Annotated in this window: 14 protein-coding genes; 13 read left to right on the top strand and 1 reads right to left on the bottom strand. The window is 43.4% G+C overall.

What is annotated here, in order from left to right:
• Positions 1–4: 4 nt before the first annotated feature.
• Positions 5–1279 carry a metallopeptidase TldD-related protein gene (locus WAA20_RS13775; RefSeq protein WP_073385472.1) on the top strand — a complete coding sequence of 425 codons (1275 nt, stop codon included), beginning with the start codon at positions 5–7 and terminating at the stop codon, positions 1277–1279.
• A 65-nt stretch (positions 1280–1344) separates the two neighbouring features.
• Here the strand turns inward: WAA20_RS13775 and WAA20_RS13770 are convergent, their stop codons facing one another.
• Positions 1345–2400 (bottom strand): AraC family transcriptional regulator, encoded by a 1056-nt coding sequence (locus WAA20_RS13770; RefSeq protein WP_073385470.1) that lies wholly within the window; start codon positions 2398–2400, stop codon positions 1345–1347.
• Positions 2401–2649: 249 nt separating this feature from the next.
• On the opposite strand from WAA20_RS13770, the gene WAA20_RS13765 reads away from it, so the two are divergent.
• The 12 genes from WAA20_RS13765 to WAA20_RS13710 all read left to right on the top strand — a co-directional run bounded on the left by WAA20_RS13765 (position 2650) and on the right by WAA20_RS13710 (position 16047).
• Positions 2650–4128, top strand: coding sequence for a sugar ABC transporter ATP-binding protein (locus WAA20_RS13765; protein WP_338801251.1), 1479 nt, complete (start codon positions 2650–2652; stop codon positions 4126–4128).
• 12 nt (positions 4129–4140) lie between these two features.
• Positions 4141–5118, top strand: coding sequence for an ABC transporter permease (locus WAA20_RS13760; protein WP_073385467.1), 978 nt, complete (start codon positions 4141–4143; stop codon positions 5116–5118).
• 29 nt (positions 5119–5147) lie between these two features.
• Entirely contained in the window at positions 5148–6350 is a 1203-nt protein-coding gene (locus WAA20_RS13755; RefSeq protein WP_073385466.1) for a substrate-binding domain-containing protein, read from the top strand.
• A 16-nt stretch (positions 6351–6366) separates the two neighbouring features.
• Positions 6367–7350, top strand: a complete 984-nt coding sequence (locus WAA20_RS13750; protein WP_073385464.1) for an ABC transporter permease — start codon at positions 6367–6369, stop codon at positions 7348–7350.
• Positions 7343–8884: a family 78 glycoside hydrolase catalytic domain gene (locus WAA20_RS13745; RefSeq protein WP_073385463.1), complete on the top strand. Its 1542-nt coding sequence runs from the start codon at positions 7343–7345 to the stop codon at positions 8882–8884. The genes WAA20_RS13750 and WAA20_RS13745 overlap by 8 nt, the downstream gene beginning before the upstream one ends.
• Positions 8885–10645: a glycoside hydrolase family 3 N-terminal domain-containing protein gene (locus tag WAA20_RS13740; RefSeq protein WP_073385461.1), complete on the top strand. Its 1761-nt coding sequence runs from the start codon at positions 8885–8887 to the stop codon at positions 10643–10645.
• A 24-nt stretch (positions 10646–10669) separates the two neighbouring features.
• Positions 10670–11302: a beta-phosphoglucomutase gene (pgmB, locus tag WAA20_RS13735; RefSeq protein WP_207649268.1), complete on the top strand. Its 633-nt coding sequence runs from the start codon at positions 10670–10672 to the stop codon at positions 11300–11302.
• Between the two features lie 313 nt (positions 11303–11615).
• Complete coding sequence (locus tag WAA20_RS13730; protein ID WP_073385460.1) at positions 11616–12515, top strand: helix-turn-helix transcriptional regulator; 900 nt, start codon at positions 11616–11618, stop codon at positions 12513–12515.
• 127 nt (positions 12516–12642) lie between these two features.
• Positions 12643–12795, top strand: a complete 153-nt coding sequence (locus WAA20_RS13725; protein WP_073385458.1) for a Maff2 family mobile element protein — start codon at positions 12643–12645, stop codon at positions 12793–12795.
• A gap of 715 nt (positions 12796–13510) precedes the next feature.
• The gene (locus WAA20_RS13720) at positions 13511–14236 is read left to right on the top strand and encodes a hypothetical protein (RefSeq protein WP_242951138.1); all 726 of its coding nucleotides are present in this window, start codon (positions 13511–13513) and stop codon (positions 14234–14236) included.
• Complete coding sequence (locus tag WAA20_RS13715; protein WP_073385455.1) at positions 14223–15161, top strand: nucleotidyl transferase AbiEii/AbiGii toxin family protein; 939 nt, start codon at positions 14223–14225, stop codon at positions 15159–15161. The genes WAA20_RS13720 and WAA20_RS13715 overlap by 14 nt, the downstream gene beginning before the upstream one ends.
• 91 nt (positions 15162–15252) lie before the next feature.
• Positions 15253–16047, top strand: a complete 795-nt coding sequence (locus WAA20_RS13710; RefSeq protein ID WP_073385454.1) for a sugar nucleotide-binding protein — start codon at positions 15253–15255, stop codon at positions 16045–16047.
• The last annotated feature ends 7 nt before the right edge of the window (positions 16048–16054 follow it).

The following is a 16054-nucleotide window of genomic DNA, read 5'->3' as shown; positions in this document are numbered from 1 at the left end:
AACTATGACAGACAAGATAATAGAATTATTAAAAGCGTCCGGAGCTGATGCCTGGGCTGTTACAGATACAGTTACTGAGGGCTGGGAGTTCTATTTTATAAAGCACCAGCTTGACCAGAACAGAGTTCGTGACGTTGAGCATATAAATGTAGAAGTTTACAAAAAGATTGGCGATGGACAGTTCCTTGGAAAGGCTTCTGAGGAGATAGCTCCTACAGCTTCTGTGGAAGAAGCAAAGAAGACGATCGATCAGCTTTGCGAAAGAGCTACCTTTGCTCCTAATCCATATTATGAGCTTAATAAAGAAAAGGTTCAGGTAGAAAGCAAGTCTTATGACCCTCAGCAGATGGCTAAGGACTTCATTGAAGCCCTTCAGCAGGTTCCTGAAACAAGCGGCGAAGACATCAACTCCTATGAGATCTTTGCTGAGTGCAATAAGAGAAGATTTGTAAACTCAGAGGGCATCGATGTTACAGTAACTTACCCCAAGTCCATGGTTGAAGTTGTTGTAAATGCCAGAAATGATGAGCATGAGATCGAGCTCTATCGCATGTATAAGGCTGGAACCTGTGACAAGGAGTATCTGGTCAAAGATATATCAAAAACTCTTAAGTTCGGTAAGGATAGACTAAGTACCAAACCAACTCCAAAACTTGAGAAGACTACAGTTGTATTTTCAACAGGTGATACCTATGAGCTCTTTAAATGGGCAGCAATGAATATGCACGCAGCCTATAAATATATGGGTTATTCTAAGTTTGAAACAGGAAAAGAAATTTTGCCAGATGTAACCGGAGATAAGATTACTTTAAAGGCAGTAAAAGAGCTTCCGAACTCATCTTATAATATTGCAATAGATTCAGAAGGTGCTATGGTTCATGACATGTACCTTATTAGAGATAATGTGGCTGAAAATTATTGGGGCAGCTGCCAGTTCCGTTATTATCTTGGAGTTAAGGATTCATATGAAGTATGCAACTTTGCGGCAGAGGGCGGCAGCAGCACTGAAGCAGAGCTACGATGCGGCAAATACCTTGAGCCTGTTGAGTTTTCAGATTTCAGCGTTGATCCTATTACTGGAGAGATCGCTGGCGAGATAAGACTTGCATACCTTCACGATGGTGACAGTGTTGTAGCTGTAAGCGGCGGCTCAGTATCAGGTAACCTCAACGAGCTTATGAAAAATGTTAAGTTTTCTAAGGAACTCAAGCAGTACAACAACGTTGTTGTTCCTTCTGTAGTAAAGCTTGAAAACGTTACTATCGCAGGAGCAGAATAATTTCTGTACGATGATTCACACTGATTTTAATGACATTTTAAATAGAGAGCATTCCTGTAAGTATTTTACCTGTTCCTACTGGATGCAGACTCCTTTCGATAAGCGGAAGGAGTCATTTTTGTGTGCTTTTTAAACTGACGGATATAGTGCTCCGTGGTGTCATATCCAACAGCTTCAGCTATGGTGGCAACACTCATGGTGGAGTTTGCAAGAAGATCCTGACTTCGCTCTATTCGCACGGTCCTGAGGATCTCGGTGTAGGTCATTCCCGTAAGCTCTTTTATCAGTCTTGAGGTGTACTCGTTGGAATAATGGAATTTCTCGGAGAGGTCCGAGAGAGTTACCTCCTTGTAATTCTCCTGAATATACTGGATAAGGGCATATCGCTGTACATCTATGCGGCTGTCAAACAACGGCATCTGAACGGATTCCGAGTAGTTCCTTATTATCAGATAAAAATCAAGAAGCAGGGTATTTGTGATGGCCTGGTAGTGGTACTCCTGTCTGTTGAGGGATTCTGTCAGCATCCAGATAAAGGAAGTGGCTATGTCCTCATCGGAGCCTGTGTGGAACATGATGTAGTCGTTGGCTTTCTTGGCATATATATTATTCAGGAAAAAAGAACTGAGTATATTCGGGGTGTTCAGGAAGGAATAGAACATGGAATGTAAAGTATCCCTTCTAAGCATTATGTTTATGACTATGGTGTCGTCAAACACGCTGATGGAGTGTTTGATCCCGGGAGGAATAACGCAAAAATCTCCCGTACGCATCTCTATGGTTCTTCCGGAGATGGTCTGGGAGCACTTGCCGTCATAGACGTAGCTCAGCTCAAAAAAGGTATGACTGTGCTCAATGGCCGGTGAATACCTCTCGTGTTTTTGTACCACTATACTGTCATTATTTGACAGATCGAAAAAGAAGGAATCTTCGAATACCTCTGGTATTGTCTCGGGCTTTTCCAGGATCAGAAGGTGTCTGTCTAGAACAAACTTCATATCAAGTCCATTAAGAAAAGCCTTCAGGCTGTCTTTGCCCATCCTGGCATAATAGTAGTCTCTGTAAAATTTCTCAACTTCGGTAATGTCGTATATGTGCTGCCTTACCGCTGTATGATCCATATCCTTAAGTCCCTTATATATCTGAAATGAACGTCTGATTAAAACAGCTAAATAATACCCCTAATGAAGGAGAATGTCAAAAAAGTTCATATTAGTATCCGAAAAGGTAGATTTGCATCATAATAAGTCAATAAAATTGAACGATTATGTGAATTATGTAAAAGCCATTTGCTCAATATAATGAATCCATAAACAAGCAATGTCTCAGACAGAAAGGATTCGTTGGTTATGAATACTCCGATTCTGGAAATGAAAAACATAACAAAAAAATTCGGAAGTGTGACTGCTCTAAACGGAGTAAACCTTGAGGTTTACCCTGGAGAGATAAGAGGTCTCATAGGTGAGAACGGTTCGGGCAAATCCACCATATCATCCATCGCGGCGGGAATGCAGAAGGCAACCTCGGGACAGATGTTGTATGAAGGAAAGGCCTGGGAGCCCGAGAGCATGATCGATGCACTGAATAAAGGTATAGGAATGGTGGTCCAGGAGAGCGGAACAATAACGGGGATCACCGTTGCGGAAAATATATTTTTGGCAGAGATGAAGAAGTTTAAAAAGGGCCTTCTTGTGGATAGAAAAAGACTCTACGAGGAAGCGGACAGAGCCCTTTCCAATATAGGAATAACCTCCATTTCCGGAAGGGATATGATGGACAGCCTTTCCTTCCAGGAGAGGAAGCTGGTGGAAATCGCAAAGGTCATACTTAAAAAGCCGAAGATCCTGGTGATAGATGAAACCAGCACGGCACTATCTCATGACGGAAGACAGATCATGTACGGCATCATGAAAAAGATGAAAAAAGAGGGCGGTTCAGTACTTTTTATCTCCCATGATCTGGAGGAAATAATGGAGGTCTGCGACACCCTGACAGTCCTAAGGGACGGGAATCTTATAAGAACTTTCGCTAAAGAGGAATTTGATGAAGAACTTATAAGGACCAGCATGATAGGAAGAGAGATAGAGGGCGATTACTACAGACCGGACTTTAGCTGCAGCTTCCTTGATGAAGAAGCCATTGTGGTAAAGAATCTGTGCTTTAGGGACAAACTTAAGGACGTGTCCCTGACACTTCACTGCGGAGAGATCCTGGGAATCGGAGGACTTGCGGACTGCGGGATGCATGAGCTTGGAGAGGCTATATTCGGAGCGCTTAAACCCGAGAGCGGAGCTGTCATATCCCCAAGAGGAAGGCAGATAAAGTCTCCCCACAACGCAATGACTGACAAGATAGGCTATGTATCCAAGGACAGAGACAGAAAATCCCTGTGCCTTGAGGCCAGCATCAAGGACAATATCGCGATTGCGGGAATGAACATATTCAAATCCGGGGCGGGACTTATAACCAGGTCCGCGGAAAGAAAATATGTAGACGCGCAGATAGATGCCCTGAGGATCAAATGTTCGGGAAGAGATCAGGCAGTAGCCCAGCTCTCCGGCGGCAACAAGCAAAAGGTAGTCTTTGGAAAATGGATAGGTTGCGACAGTAGGATCCTGATACTGGATTGCCCCACGAGAGGTGTGGACATCGGTGTCAAGCAGGCAATGTATCAGCTTATGTCACAGCTTAAGAGCGAAGGGAAGGCCATTCTCATGATAAGTGAAGAGCTTCCTGAACTCATCGGGATGAGCGACAGGGTTCTTATCATGAAGAACGGTGAAATAACAGGAGAATTTCAGCGGAGTAAAGATCTGTCCGAGAGCGACATCATAGGATGCATGATCTAGGAGGCAAAAGAAATGAATATAAAGAAAATCATAAACAGGCAGAATATCATAGCTCTTTTGCCCATGGCGGCGCTGGCGGTGCTCTTTCTTGTTTTCTGCACAGTAGTTAATGCAAAGGGTTACAGACTTGATATGTATCTGAAGATTGTGTTCAATGAGGCGCTGGTTCTGGCAATCGTAGCAACGGGAGCAACTTTCATCTATACCCTTGGAACCTTTGATATCAGCCTTGGCGCTTCCACACTGTTTTCGGCAACTCTCGGAGTAATGGTCTACAACAGAACAGAGAATATAGCGCTGATGATGACGGTGATACTGCTTACGGGAATTGTGTGTTCGCTGCTCAATTCGGTGCTGGCCTCAATCTTCCACATACCGGCCTTTGTAACCACGGTCGCGATGATGTCCGTACTGTCAGCTGTATCTGCGCAGATAATTACGGTAAACGGAGGAGCGCTGGGTGGGATAAGCATTCCCAGCAGCGTAGTAAAGCCCTTTGACAATATGCCCTTCAAGATAGCAACTCTTTTGCTGTTCTTTGCAGTCTCAGTCTTTGTATTTGAGTTCACAAAGGTGGGAAGAAGGATGAAGTTCGTGGGAGGAAATCCCCTCTGTGCATATCTTACAGGCATCAAAGCCGACAAATACACGATACTGGCTTTTGTTATGGCGGGTATCGGTATAGGACTCGGAGCATTCCTTACTCTTGTGTATACCCCTTCGGTCACTACGACAACGGCTTCAAGTATAGGAATGAATATCTTTATAGCTATAGTATTCGGAGGAATGCCAATATCGGGAGGCGCAAGATCCAGGATATACGCCGCACTGGTTGGAGGCTTCTCATATATGCTGCTGAACGACATTCTGGAGATAGTGATTGATTCCAGTGCAGCATACGGAATAACACAGGTGATCAGCGCAGTTTTCTTCCTGATAGTGGTATATATCACGGGAATGAATTACAAAACCGCACTGTTGCCAAGGTAAAGAACTTTAGAAAAAACGGAGGAAAGATTATGAACAGGAAAGTAACAAAGGTACTCGGATTTGCCATGGCAGCAGCCATGACCGTAATGACAGGATGCGGTAACAGTGCACCTGCTGCGGTTTCAGACACAACAGATAACAGCACTGATAATGCGGTTGTAAGTGAAGCTTCCGCGGATCAGGGTGAAACTCGTAAGATCGGTGTTCTTGTGGCCGACGTCAGCGGCGAGGAGGCACTTGGATTCAGAAACTACTACGAGAAATATATTCAGAACAACTATAACGTAACCTTTGATTATACAGATGCTCTTGCCAGTGCTGAGGATGAGAAAGCAGCCATCGAGAAGTTTGCATCAAAGGGATATGACGCCGTTATCTCGCTCTCCAGCAGTGACAGAGCTCAGCAGATCGAAACCTGTGAAGAGTATGGCATATACTATGCGGTTGCATCCGGCGTGCTTGATGAGAGTCAGTATGAGACCTACAAGACTTATGAGCATTTTGTCGGCCAGGTTGGACCTTCAAACGAGACAGAGTTTGAAGCCGGCAAGGAGATGGGAAAGTACTTTAAGGATAAGGGAGTAAAGAGCGTTGCCATCTACGGAGCGTTTATCCCCAACCCCATGCACGTATACCGTGCAGCAGGTGTGATCGCCGGACTTGGTGATACCTACGGCGGAACAGATGATATGAACGGTATGATCGGACAGATATTCCAGGATCAGGGTGTTGATCTTACAAAGGTTTCGGGAGATGTTGAAGTGGTAGCTTACCTCCAGGGATATGGCGACACAACCACCGATGAGCTCAATGCAGCAATCCAGAAAGCTCCTGAGGCATTTATCTCAGTGGGAATGGCAACAACTTTCTTTGCTCAGACACTTAGCCAGGAGAACATCCCTTTCTCCGATATCGACTCCTTTACAGCCATGAACAGCGAATCAATGAAGAACGGCTCTCTTGAGTATCTTGCAGGCAAGTACTCTTCTTCCATCGGACCTGTATTTGCTCTGGTAATGGATGCGATTAACGGAAATGTTATAAGAGATCCCGAAGGAAATGCGGTCTCCTTTACTCAGGGCTATCTTGTGGCAACAGATGCAGAATCCTTTGACCAGTACTATGTAAACGACAACGGTGATACACCTATTTTTGACAAGGCAAGTCTTGATGGCATTATCGGTCAGGATGTTACCTATGATGATGTAAAGGCACTTATCGAGAGTAAGTGATGAATGGAGGCAGTTCATGAGCACCCTTAAGAAGATTTTAAAGACATTGGCAATCCCTGCGGCTGTGGCAGTGGTATTGGAAGGAATCTGCCTTGCAAACGGGCAGACCATCATATCGGGAGCAAAGAGCTTTGATAACTTTGTGGTGTATACAGCCATCGTTATGATCACCACCATGGCGCTCTCCATAAACTTAAACAGCGGAAGATTTGATTTTTCCCTGGGGGCAATGGCAGGACTTTCATCTGTGATAGGTGCGAAGATCACATACGGTTTTCTTAAAGGGGGCTCTGGTTCTGCACTTCTTATGCTGATAATAACGGTTCTTGCGGGAGCACTGCTGGGACTTATATCGGGAGCTGTGTACTGCGCTTTGAGGCTTCCGCCCATTATCGTCTCTCTTGGTGTGACCCTGGTATACGAGGGAATAATGTATACCATAACAGGCGGCAAATACCTTATGAGTGAGGTTCAGAACAGATCCATGTCAGGCTTTGTTGGAACCTGGCTTTACGCAGCCGTTATCATTGCGGCGGTTCTTATCTTTATGATCATTGTCTTTGAGCGGACCTCCTTCGGCTATGATTACAACGCCCTTAAGTCAGGACAGAAGGTAGCTGTAGCCACCGGCATCAATGAGGTTAAAAACGCCCTTATCTGCTACACGATCTGCGGCGGACTCATGGGACTTGTGGGTATGCTGAATGCCGCAAGAAATACCACTATAAACGGAGGTCAGCTGAATTTCGGAAGTATAGCCATAATGTTCACGGCCTTCCTTCCAATGTTCATTGCAGGCTATATCGGAAGATTTGGAAATGAGAAGGTGGGCTTTTTGCTTTCTGCCCTGTGTATGTCCCTTCTGAATTCCACCTTTGCGGTTTTCTCAAACCAGATAAATGCCACGACTCAGTCGATCATAAACGCAGTACTGCTGGTGATCTTCTTAATCTATTTAAACAATAATCATTTGATCAAGAGAATATTTGCACATGTATAACGAGAAATTATTACGGGAAGCGACAGCTCTTTTCCCTGAAATAAAGAAAAAAAAGATAAACGAATGTAAGTGTATCGACTTAATGAAGGATGGGGATGTCATAAAAAGAGATCCCCGTCCGGCATATAGGTCTATCGCACTGAAAAAAGACGACTCCATCATCCTGGATTTTGAGGACCACTATGTGGGATACCTGACCCTGGACCTTGGCTATGAAGGGGCTCATCCCGACTCTCCGGTACTTCTGAGGATCCGTTTTGCGGAAAGAGAGATCGAGCTTTTTGAGGATGCCTCAGAATATAAGGGCTGGGTCTCACCGGCCTGGATTGAGGAGGAGCTTATCCATGTGGACATAGTGCCCTCAGTTGTGGAACTGGACAGGAGATACTCCTTCAGATACGTGAGGATAGAGGTGGTTGATATCAGCTCCAGATTCTCCTTAAGGGTAAATGATGCATCCCTCACAGCAGTATCCTCTGCCCCGGATGAAGCTCTTTTGCCCTACTACAGCAGTAATGAGCTGGACAGGGAGATTGACAGGGTGGCTGTAAAAACACTCCATGACTGTATGCAGACAGTCTTTGAGGATGGACCCAAAAGGGACAGAAGACTATGGATCGGAGACCTGCGAATTCAGGCTCTGGTGAATTATGTCACATACAACATGAATGACATGGTAAAGTCAAATCTTTATCTGTTTGGAGCTTTAACCCAGGAGGACGGACGGGTGGGAGCATGTATCTTCCTTGATCCGAAACCTGAGGTCGATGACACGAACATGTTTGACTATTCCCTGTTCTTTATCGTGATACTTCTGGATTATTACAAAAAGACCGGGGATAAAAAAGCTGTGGTGGACCTTTTCGACGTCTGCAAAAGACAGATCCAGCTGGCAAGTAACAGCCTCGATGAGCGGCATGTGGTAAGGGACTCGGATGTTCTTGGCTGGTGTTTTGTGGACTGGAATCTTGCCCTCAACAAACAGGCCTCCGCTCAGGGAATCTTCATGTATGCCCTTGAGGCAGCCATCGAGCTTGCCCAGTGCGTCGGAGACGTTCTTGCGGAGGAGGAATATGCGCAGCTTTATCTCAAGCTCAAGGAAGCTTCCAACAGATTCCTTTATGATGTTGAGAAGAAGCTCTATGTAAGCGGAGCGGAAAGCCAGATCTCTTTTGCCTCGCAGATATGGATGGTGCTTGGAGGAGCAATGGAGGGAAAGGCAGCAGAGCGGCTCTTTGACAGAATGGAGGCCTGCCCTGAAGCAGTGACCATGGTGACTCCCTACATGTACCATAACTACATAGATGCGCTTATTAAAATTGGAAAAAAAGATGTGGCTCACAGGAAAATGTCAAAGTACTGGGGAGGAATGGTGGCAAATTCCGCCGATACCTTCTGGGAACTGTATAATCCGGAAAATCCCAACGAGTCGCCCTACGGCGGCACCATTGTGAACAGCTACTGCCATGCATGGAGCTGCGGACCGGCATATTTTTTGAGAACCTATTTTAATGATACAAAGGATGAACTGTAAATGAGCATAAAGATTGATTATAAAGCAAATCCGTTCTGCCTTGATGATGAGGCGATAAAGTGGGTAGAGGATACTTTTACCACTATGACAGAAGATGAGAAGTGCGGGCAGGTATTCTGCCCCATGGGTTTTTCCAATGACGAAAATGTTCTTCGGGGCATAGTTGAAGGCGCAGCTGTGGGCGGAATGATGTACAGAAGCGGCCCGGCAAAAGAGCTGAGAGCTACCCACAAGAAGATTCAGGACATGGCAAAGATCCCTCTTCTTATCGCTGCCAATACAGAGGCCGGAGGAGACGGACTCTCCTTTGAGGGGACGAGTTTTGGAAAACCAATGGCGGTAGCTGCAACTAACGATCCGGAAAACGGATACCGGATGGGGTATGTTGCCTGCAAAGAAGGCGCAGCGCTTGGGCTTAACTGGTCCTTTGCCCCTATCGTGGATATCAACAGGGAATTTCACAATCCCATAACCAATGTAAGGACCTTCGGAGATGACCCGAAGAAGATCGAAGCCTTTGCCTCAAGATACATGGATGGAGCCGATGAATGCGGCGTAGCGGTATCAATCAAGCACTTTCCCGGAGACGGCATAGATGAGAGGGACCAGCACATCGTTACAAGCGTTAACTCACTGAGCGTCAGGGAGTGGGATGAGAGCTTTGGCTATATCTACGGATCGCTTATAGGCAAGGGTGCAAAGACCGTGATGGTTGGGCATATCGCGCAGCCTGCCTATGTAAAGGAGATTAACAGGGATGCCACAAAAGAGGAGATGCTTCGGCCCGCCTCTCTTTCTAAGGAGCTCCTGCAGGGACTGCTTAGAGGAAAACTTGGCTTTAACGGTCTTATCATCACTGATGCAACCCCGATGGTGGGCTTTACCTCAGCAATGCCAAGGAGCAGGGCCATCCCTACGGCAATTATGAGCGGCTGCGATATGATCCTCTTTAACAAGGATCTTTCCGAGGACATCGGCTTTTTGAAAGATGGACTGAAAAGCGGTCTTCTTACAAATGAGCGCCTGAATGAGGCGGTTCTTCGCATCCTTGCCACAAAGGCCTCACTGGGGCTTCATGTAAAGCAGAGGGAAGGAAGGCTTGTCCCCCCGGAGGATGCCATAGACATTGTTGGCTGCAGTGAGCATAGAGCCTTTGCAAAAGAGGTTGCCGATAAGGCCATAACCCTTGTCAGGGATGAGAAGGCTCTTTTGCCTGTAAATCCGGGTAAGTATAAGAGGATATACCTTAATGTTATAGACAAAGAGATGGATCCCTGCAGCGATTTTGCGCTGATGTGGAAGGAAAAGCTTGAGAAGGAAGGCTTCGAAGTTACCGTAAGGGACAGGAGAACGCGGATAACGCCCATGGATTTCATGGATGTTGAAAACCTCCCGGACAAGAAGAAGGCTCTTTTGAATGAAATGTACAGAAGCGTTTCCGAGATGAAGAAGGATTACGATCTGTATATCTATGTCTGCAACATGGAGAATGCATCCAATAACACCACCCTGCGTCTTAACTGGAATGTGCTTTTTGGCCTCGGTGATGATGCCCCCTGGCATGCAAAAGAGATACCGATGATAATGATCTCCACCGCATACCCCTATCATCTTTTCGATGCACCCATGATCGGAACCTATATCAATGCATACAGCGGCAATGAAGACTTCTGCAACGCCGTGATCGAAAAACTCATGGGAAGATCTAAGTTTGAGGGAGTAAGCCCCATAGATCCCTTCTGTGGAAAGGATTACATATAAAGAGAAGGAGAAAGGATGGGCAAAATGAATATAAAAGGGATAATCTTTGACCTGGACGGAGTCATCTGCAGCACCGATGAGTATCACTATCAGGCGTGGAAATCCATCGCGGATGAAGAAGGCATATATTTCGACAGGAATATAAATGAAAGACTCCGGGGAGTCTCAAGGGCTGAAAGCCTTGAGATCATACTTGAGAGAGCGACTGCTTCATACAGCCCGGAGCAAAAGGCTGCTCTCATGGAAAAAAAGAACAATATCTACAGAGAACTTCTGAAGAATATGGGCCCCAGGGACGTCACTGAGGAAGTGAGAAGCACCTTAAGGAAACTTAGAGAAAAGGGATATGGTCTATCCATTGGCTCTTCCTCTAAGAACACCAGGTTTATCCTGGAGAGGACAGGCCTTACTGATGCCTTTGACGGAATCAGCGACGGCAACATGATCTCCAGGTCTAAGCCCGATCCCGAGGTGTTCATAAAGGCAGCAGGTATCCTGGGGCTTAAAAACGATGATTGCCTTGTGATAGAAGATGCTGTCTCCGGCATAGACGCGGCAAATGCAGCGGGCTTTCACAGTGTCGGAATAGGCCCTGCTGCGGAGTATGAGGGAGCAGAGTTTAAAATACAGAACTTATCTGAAATTTTGGATATCTAGTTTCAAAAATTAATAATTTCCTTTAAAACAAGTGAAGAGACTTCAAAATGGATTTCCGAAAGGCAACAATAGTAATCTGAAGATGAGCTTAAGATAGGGCGTATAAACTATAAGGTTTATGCGTCTTTTCTTTTCTAATAATTCTAATAATTCTAATAATTCTAATAATTCAGCCCAAACATCAAATTATGGTTGATATTTGGGCTGATATAGAATTAAAGTTAACTTGCTGTTGATATTTGCAATGGTTAACAACTTATTGTAGGGATATAATACGTGCAAATAGACAAACAACCAACCGGAGGAAAAAACAATGGGCACAGAAAGCATATTCTCAAAAAATCTACAGGAATTACGTAAAAAACAGGGAGTGACACAGGAACAGTTGGCTAGCCATTTGGGAGTGAGTCCTCAAGCAGTATCCAAATGGGAAAACGGAAGTTATCCTGAGGGAGACCTTCTTCCCAAGATATCAGATTTCTTTGGAGTGTCCATATCTTATCTGTATGGTCAGGAAAAGGAGAAAGTATCGATTGAACAGGGCGTGCTGGAAGCGCTTGCTGAAACAATCGAAAACAATACAGGAATAAATAGTCACGCTGAATATTTTGACAAGATGCTTAGCATTGCATGGGCGTTCCAGATAGGATGCTGGAGAAATAATAAGAATTACTATGATAGAGGAGTCCCTGCTAAAGATAACAGGACTGCATCAGTAATAACAGACGATGCGGGATTTGGTTTTTTTAGTCTTAATAAAGAAAATCAGTTTTTCATTTTGAACAGAGAAGCAGAAGATGGTTATGTAAACAATATCACGATTAGTGAAGATGTGAGGGGATTTTTTAAGCTTCTTGGCGAAAAAGGCGCATTGGAAATAATCAGATATATGCTCACCCTTAAATGGGGAGAATGCGTTACGGCGTCAAATATTGCGCAGAAGACAGGAATTAGTGAAGACAAGGTTTCAAAATTATTGGGAGATGTGGGACAAATGCAGGGGAAAAATAATTCTCCATTTACCTGTATTCATATTATTAATAAGGATGGCATAGAGAAGGGCTATGGGATTAACCAGTCATCAGCAGTGCTGTTTATACCATTGTTACAGATTGCTGACCAGCTGATCAATCCACCTTGTGGATATCAGATGCAGGTCAATACCAGAGGTAAAAGTTGGTTTGACAGAGATACAGTAGAAAAAACACATTAACATTTTCAATAAATAAAATGTTGTTGGAAATTTTGAAAAGGACTGCAGAAACACCGCAGTTCTTTTTTCGTGGAGGTAATTATGGTGAGGATTAGATCGCCCGATATGGGCTAGTGAGGCAGTAAAACTGAATATTGTGACTAAAAGAGTTTTTGGTCAAAAGGCCCCCGGCGCAGGCCTTGGAGTATGGGGCGTTGTAAACCTTCTCGAGGGTTACGGCAACGATAACCCTGGCGCTAAGTCACAGGGAATGAAGCAGCTCATGGCCGGTGGTGTATGAAAGTTGTCACTACACGTTTTTACAAATCCGTCCTGACATGGTAATATATATTCGCTGTGTCAGGGCTATTTTTATGTCATAATAGATAAATGGTGCCCGGCGTGGTACTCGGTACAATAATCTGAGATAACAAATGGCTTAAATAAAGCATTTTTAGAAGGAGATACATAGAAAATGAAACTAGGAATCGTTATTTGAACGCCTTTTTCATATATCTCCATATAAAACATTAAATCTATTCAAAACCGCATAAATACTTCATTTGCGGAAATTCCAACTCTGATATAACTTGATAAAGGTTCATATATTTTATAAAAAAATGGCACTCGTGTGGCACTTGGTGGCACTCGATATGGCACTCGATGGCACTCGTTTTTGGGTAGTCCTATGAGGGAATACTTCATGCCATTTTTGGTAACTTTCTAGTTTAAAAGTCCCAAATTAGCATTTAACAAATCAATTTTGAAAAAATGGTATTTGTATCTGACCGGAAATATTGAATAATCTATGTTGTTTGGTTTAAATATTGTATGATAGTTGCAACAAACATGGTAAAAAAATACATAAACTTAACTTGACAAGGCAACTCTATGATGGTAAGTTAAAAATATGTATAGAAATGACATATAATAGAGTAAAATCAGACAAATAATTAACATCATGGAGCGAGTATATGAACTTATATTATGAACTGTTACAATACCCAATTTTTTCCATGAAAGAAGTTAATGGCCTGTATTCAAGTGAACGGACAGCAAGGATTGCATTAGGAAAGCTTCTGAAGGAAAATATGGTGCTAAAAATTCGAAATGGGTTATATACGTGTCTTAGCGGTGAAAATGGCGGACCAGTGGCTAACAGATTTCAAATTGCCAGTGCTATCACTCCATCTTCATATGTATCACATCATACAGCATTTGAATATTATGGAACTGCCGATCAGGTTTTCTATGAGGTTTATGTTGGATCAGAGACACGTTTTCACGACTTTGAATTTGATGGGTATACTTATCATTATGTAAAAGAACAGATGAAGGATGGTATAGTTTTTCCGGAATTTGGTGGCGGCGTGAGGATTACGGATAAGGAGCGGACTATAACAGATTCCATAAGGGATATGAATCTCATTGCCGGGCTGGAAGAGGTGCTTTCATGTCTCGTGTCCGTGAACAGTATTGATGAAACAAAAATGTTAAAGTATCTGGCCTTATATGACAATGCCTTTTTATATCAGAAGACAGGTTTTATCTTTAGTGAATATCAGAGGGAACTTGGCATAAGCGATGATTTTATAAAGATATGTAAGGATAGGAGCGGAGATTCAAAACGATATCTGGCAACCGGTATAAATGAGCCTTCTTATTCCAGCGAATGGAAGTTGGTTTATCCAAAGAATATTAAGAGAATGAAAAACGGAGGGCTAGAAGATGCCGCAATTTAATAGAAGAGAGCTTGATGTAAGAGCTCGGGAATATGGTTTTAATCGCGATACATTTGAGAAGGTTCTTCGATTGAGGACAATTCTTGATTTTTTAAATACGCATGAATATATGTGTGAACATCTGTTGCTTAAGGGTGGAACGGCAATAAATCTGACTGTTTTTAACCTTCCAAGATTGTCGGTTGATATAGATTTGGATTTTGTTCCAAATCTGACAAGAGAAGAAACGGTAAATGAAAGAGAACATCTGACGGAGATTCTGAAGGGATTTATGTCGGAGCAAGGATATTCCCTCTCTGAGGCATCAAGATTCAGTCACAGCTTGGACGCATTTCATTATAATTATGTGAATGCGGCTGGTAATAGAGATATGATCAAGATAGAAATCAACTATTCACTGAGAACGCACGTGCTATTGCCAGAGGACAGGGCATTAGTGACTGATGCTTTCGGAGAACCGATAAAAGTCAGGACGGTCAATGCAATAGAAATCTTTGCGGCAAAAACTAATGCTCTTATAAGTAGAGCAGCTGCAAGAGATCTGTATGACTTCTGTAATATGGCTGATATTAAGCTGTTTGCAGGAGAGAAAGACTTGTTTAGAAAATGCATTATTTTCTATGCAACAATCTCGGCAAAAGAAGTGAACAAAACCTTTGATACATCTGCCATAGACAGTCTTGTCTTTTCAAAAATAAAATCAGATTTGTTCCCGGTTCTGGCTGTGAAGGATAAATTTGACCTGGAAGGAAAGAAGCAACAGGCAAAGAAGTACATAGCTTCGCTTATGAAGCCGACAGCTCAGGAAATGGAATATATGGAAAGGTTTATAGCAAAGGAATATAAGCCGGAGCTGCTTTTTGAGGATGTAGAGATTGTAGAGCGCATACAGAACCATCCGATGGCACTATGGAAATGTAAATGATTTGTTATAGTACTCTCTACAAATAGGGTAATAACTGATATGATGGAAGGTGTGATTAAGCTTCTAATATCATGAAGGAGAGGACGAGATTATGCGTAAAGTAATGATTTTAGGTGGTACAGGTCTTGTAGGAAAAGCAATAGCAGAACACCTTAAAGACTCCTATGAAATTATTATTGTTTCAGGCCATCATGAGATTAACCAAGGCTATACTTGTCTGGTGGAAGACACGGAAAGACTATTGGATATATTGAATAGAGAAAATCCTGATATAGTGATATCAACGTTAATGGGAGCATTCGACGCTCAGTTAAAGTATCACGATATTCTGGGGGCATGGCTTAAGAATCACGGGAAAAAGATGATATATATTTCTACGCTTAATGTATTCGACAAAAATACAACAAAGCCTGTTGATGAGAGATCTGAGGCCGAGCCAGAATCAGAGTATGGCATTTTTAAGCTGCAATGCGAAAAGATGCTCATGAAATATTTGGGAGATGACTTGGCGATTATCAGACCTGCAGCTGTTTGGTCGCGGGACTGCAAAAGAATGAATCAACTTAAGGATTGCTCGGCTAATGGAAAAGAATTGAAGTCATATCCGGGTTTGATGTTTACTATTACCCTTGCTGACCAGATTGGTGAATACGTGGATTATATCTTGGAAAACAATCTTTCAGGAGTATTTCATGCGGGAAGTGAGGATATGGTGGACTATAACAAATTCGAACTTATGGTATGCGACAGGCTGAGCATCCCATATCCTAAGTTCGAGGTAGTAGAGGTGGAGCAGCCTGCATATCAAGCTTTTTTACCAACTGTCAGAGATATACCATCAGGGATGAGAAGGACGATAGCGGATATACTGGATAGTATCTGTTAGCAAGTCA

The sequence above is a fragment of the Butyrivibrio fibrisolvens genome, assembly GCF_037113525.1.
Lineage (GTDB): Bacteria > Bacillota > Clostridia > Lachnospirales > Lachnospiraceae > Butyrivibrio > Butyrivibrio fibrisolvens.
Note: the sequence above shows the minus strand (reverse complement) of the source record. Positions and strands in the feature narration are given on the sequence as shown.

Coding starts and splice junctions, on each gene's coding strand:
- WAA20_RS13775 (WP_073385472.1), top strand. CDS start 5: ATGACAGACAAGATAATAGAATTATTAAAAGCGTCCGGAGCTGATGCC.
- WAA20_RS13770 (WP_073385470.1), bottom strand. CDS start 2,400: ATGGATCATACAGCGGTAAGGCAGCACATATACGACATTACCGAAGTT.
- WAA20_RS13765 (WP_338801251.1), top strand. CDS start 2,650: ATGAAAAACATAACAAAAAAATTCGGAAGTGTGACTGCTCTAAACGGA.
- WAA20_RS13760 (WP_073385467.1), top strand. CDS start 4,141: ATGAATATAAAGAAAATCATAAACAGGCAGAATATCATAGCTCTTTTG.
- WAA20_RS13755 (WP_073385466.1), top strand. CDS start 5,148: ATGAACAGGAAAGTAACAAAGGTACTCGGATTTGCCATGGCAGCAGCC.
- WAA20_RS13750 (WP_073385464.1), top strand. CDS start 6,367: ATGAGCACCCTTAAGAAGATTTTAAAGACATTGGCAATCCCTGCGGCT.
- WAA20_RS13745 (WP_073385463.1), top strand. CDS start 7,343: ATGTATAACGAGAAATTATTACGGGAAGCGACAGCTCTTTTCCCTGAA.
- WAA20_RS13740 (WP_073385461.1), top strand. CDS start 8,885: ATGAGCATAAAGATTGATTATAAAGCAAATCCGTTCTGCCTTGATGAT.
- pgmB (WP_207649268.1), top strand. CDS start 10,670: ATGAATATAAAAGGGATAATCTTTGACCTGGACGGAGTCATCTGCAGC.
- WAA20_RS13730 (WP_073385460.1), top strand. CDS start 11,616: ATGGGCACAGAAAGCATATTCTCAAAAAATCTACAGGAATTACGTAAA.
- WAA20_RS13720 (WP_242951138.1), top strand. CDS start 13,511: ATGAAAGAAGTTAATGGCCTGTATTCAAGTGAACGGACAGCAAGGATT.
- WAA20_RS13715 (WP_073385455.1), top strand. CDS start 14,223: ATGCCGCAATTTAATAGAAGAGAGCTTGATGTAAGAGCTCGGGAATAT.
- WAA20_RS13710 (WP_073385454.1), top strand. CDS start 15,253: ATGCGTAAAGTAATGATTTTAGGTGGTACAGGTCTTGTAGGAAAAGCA.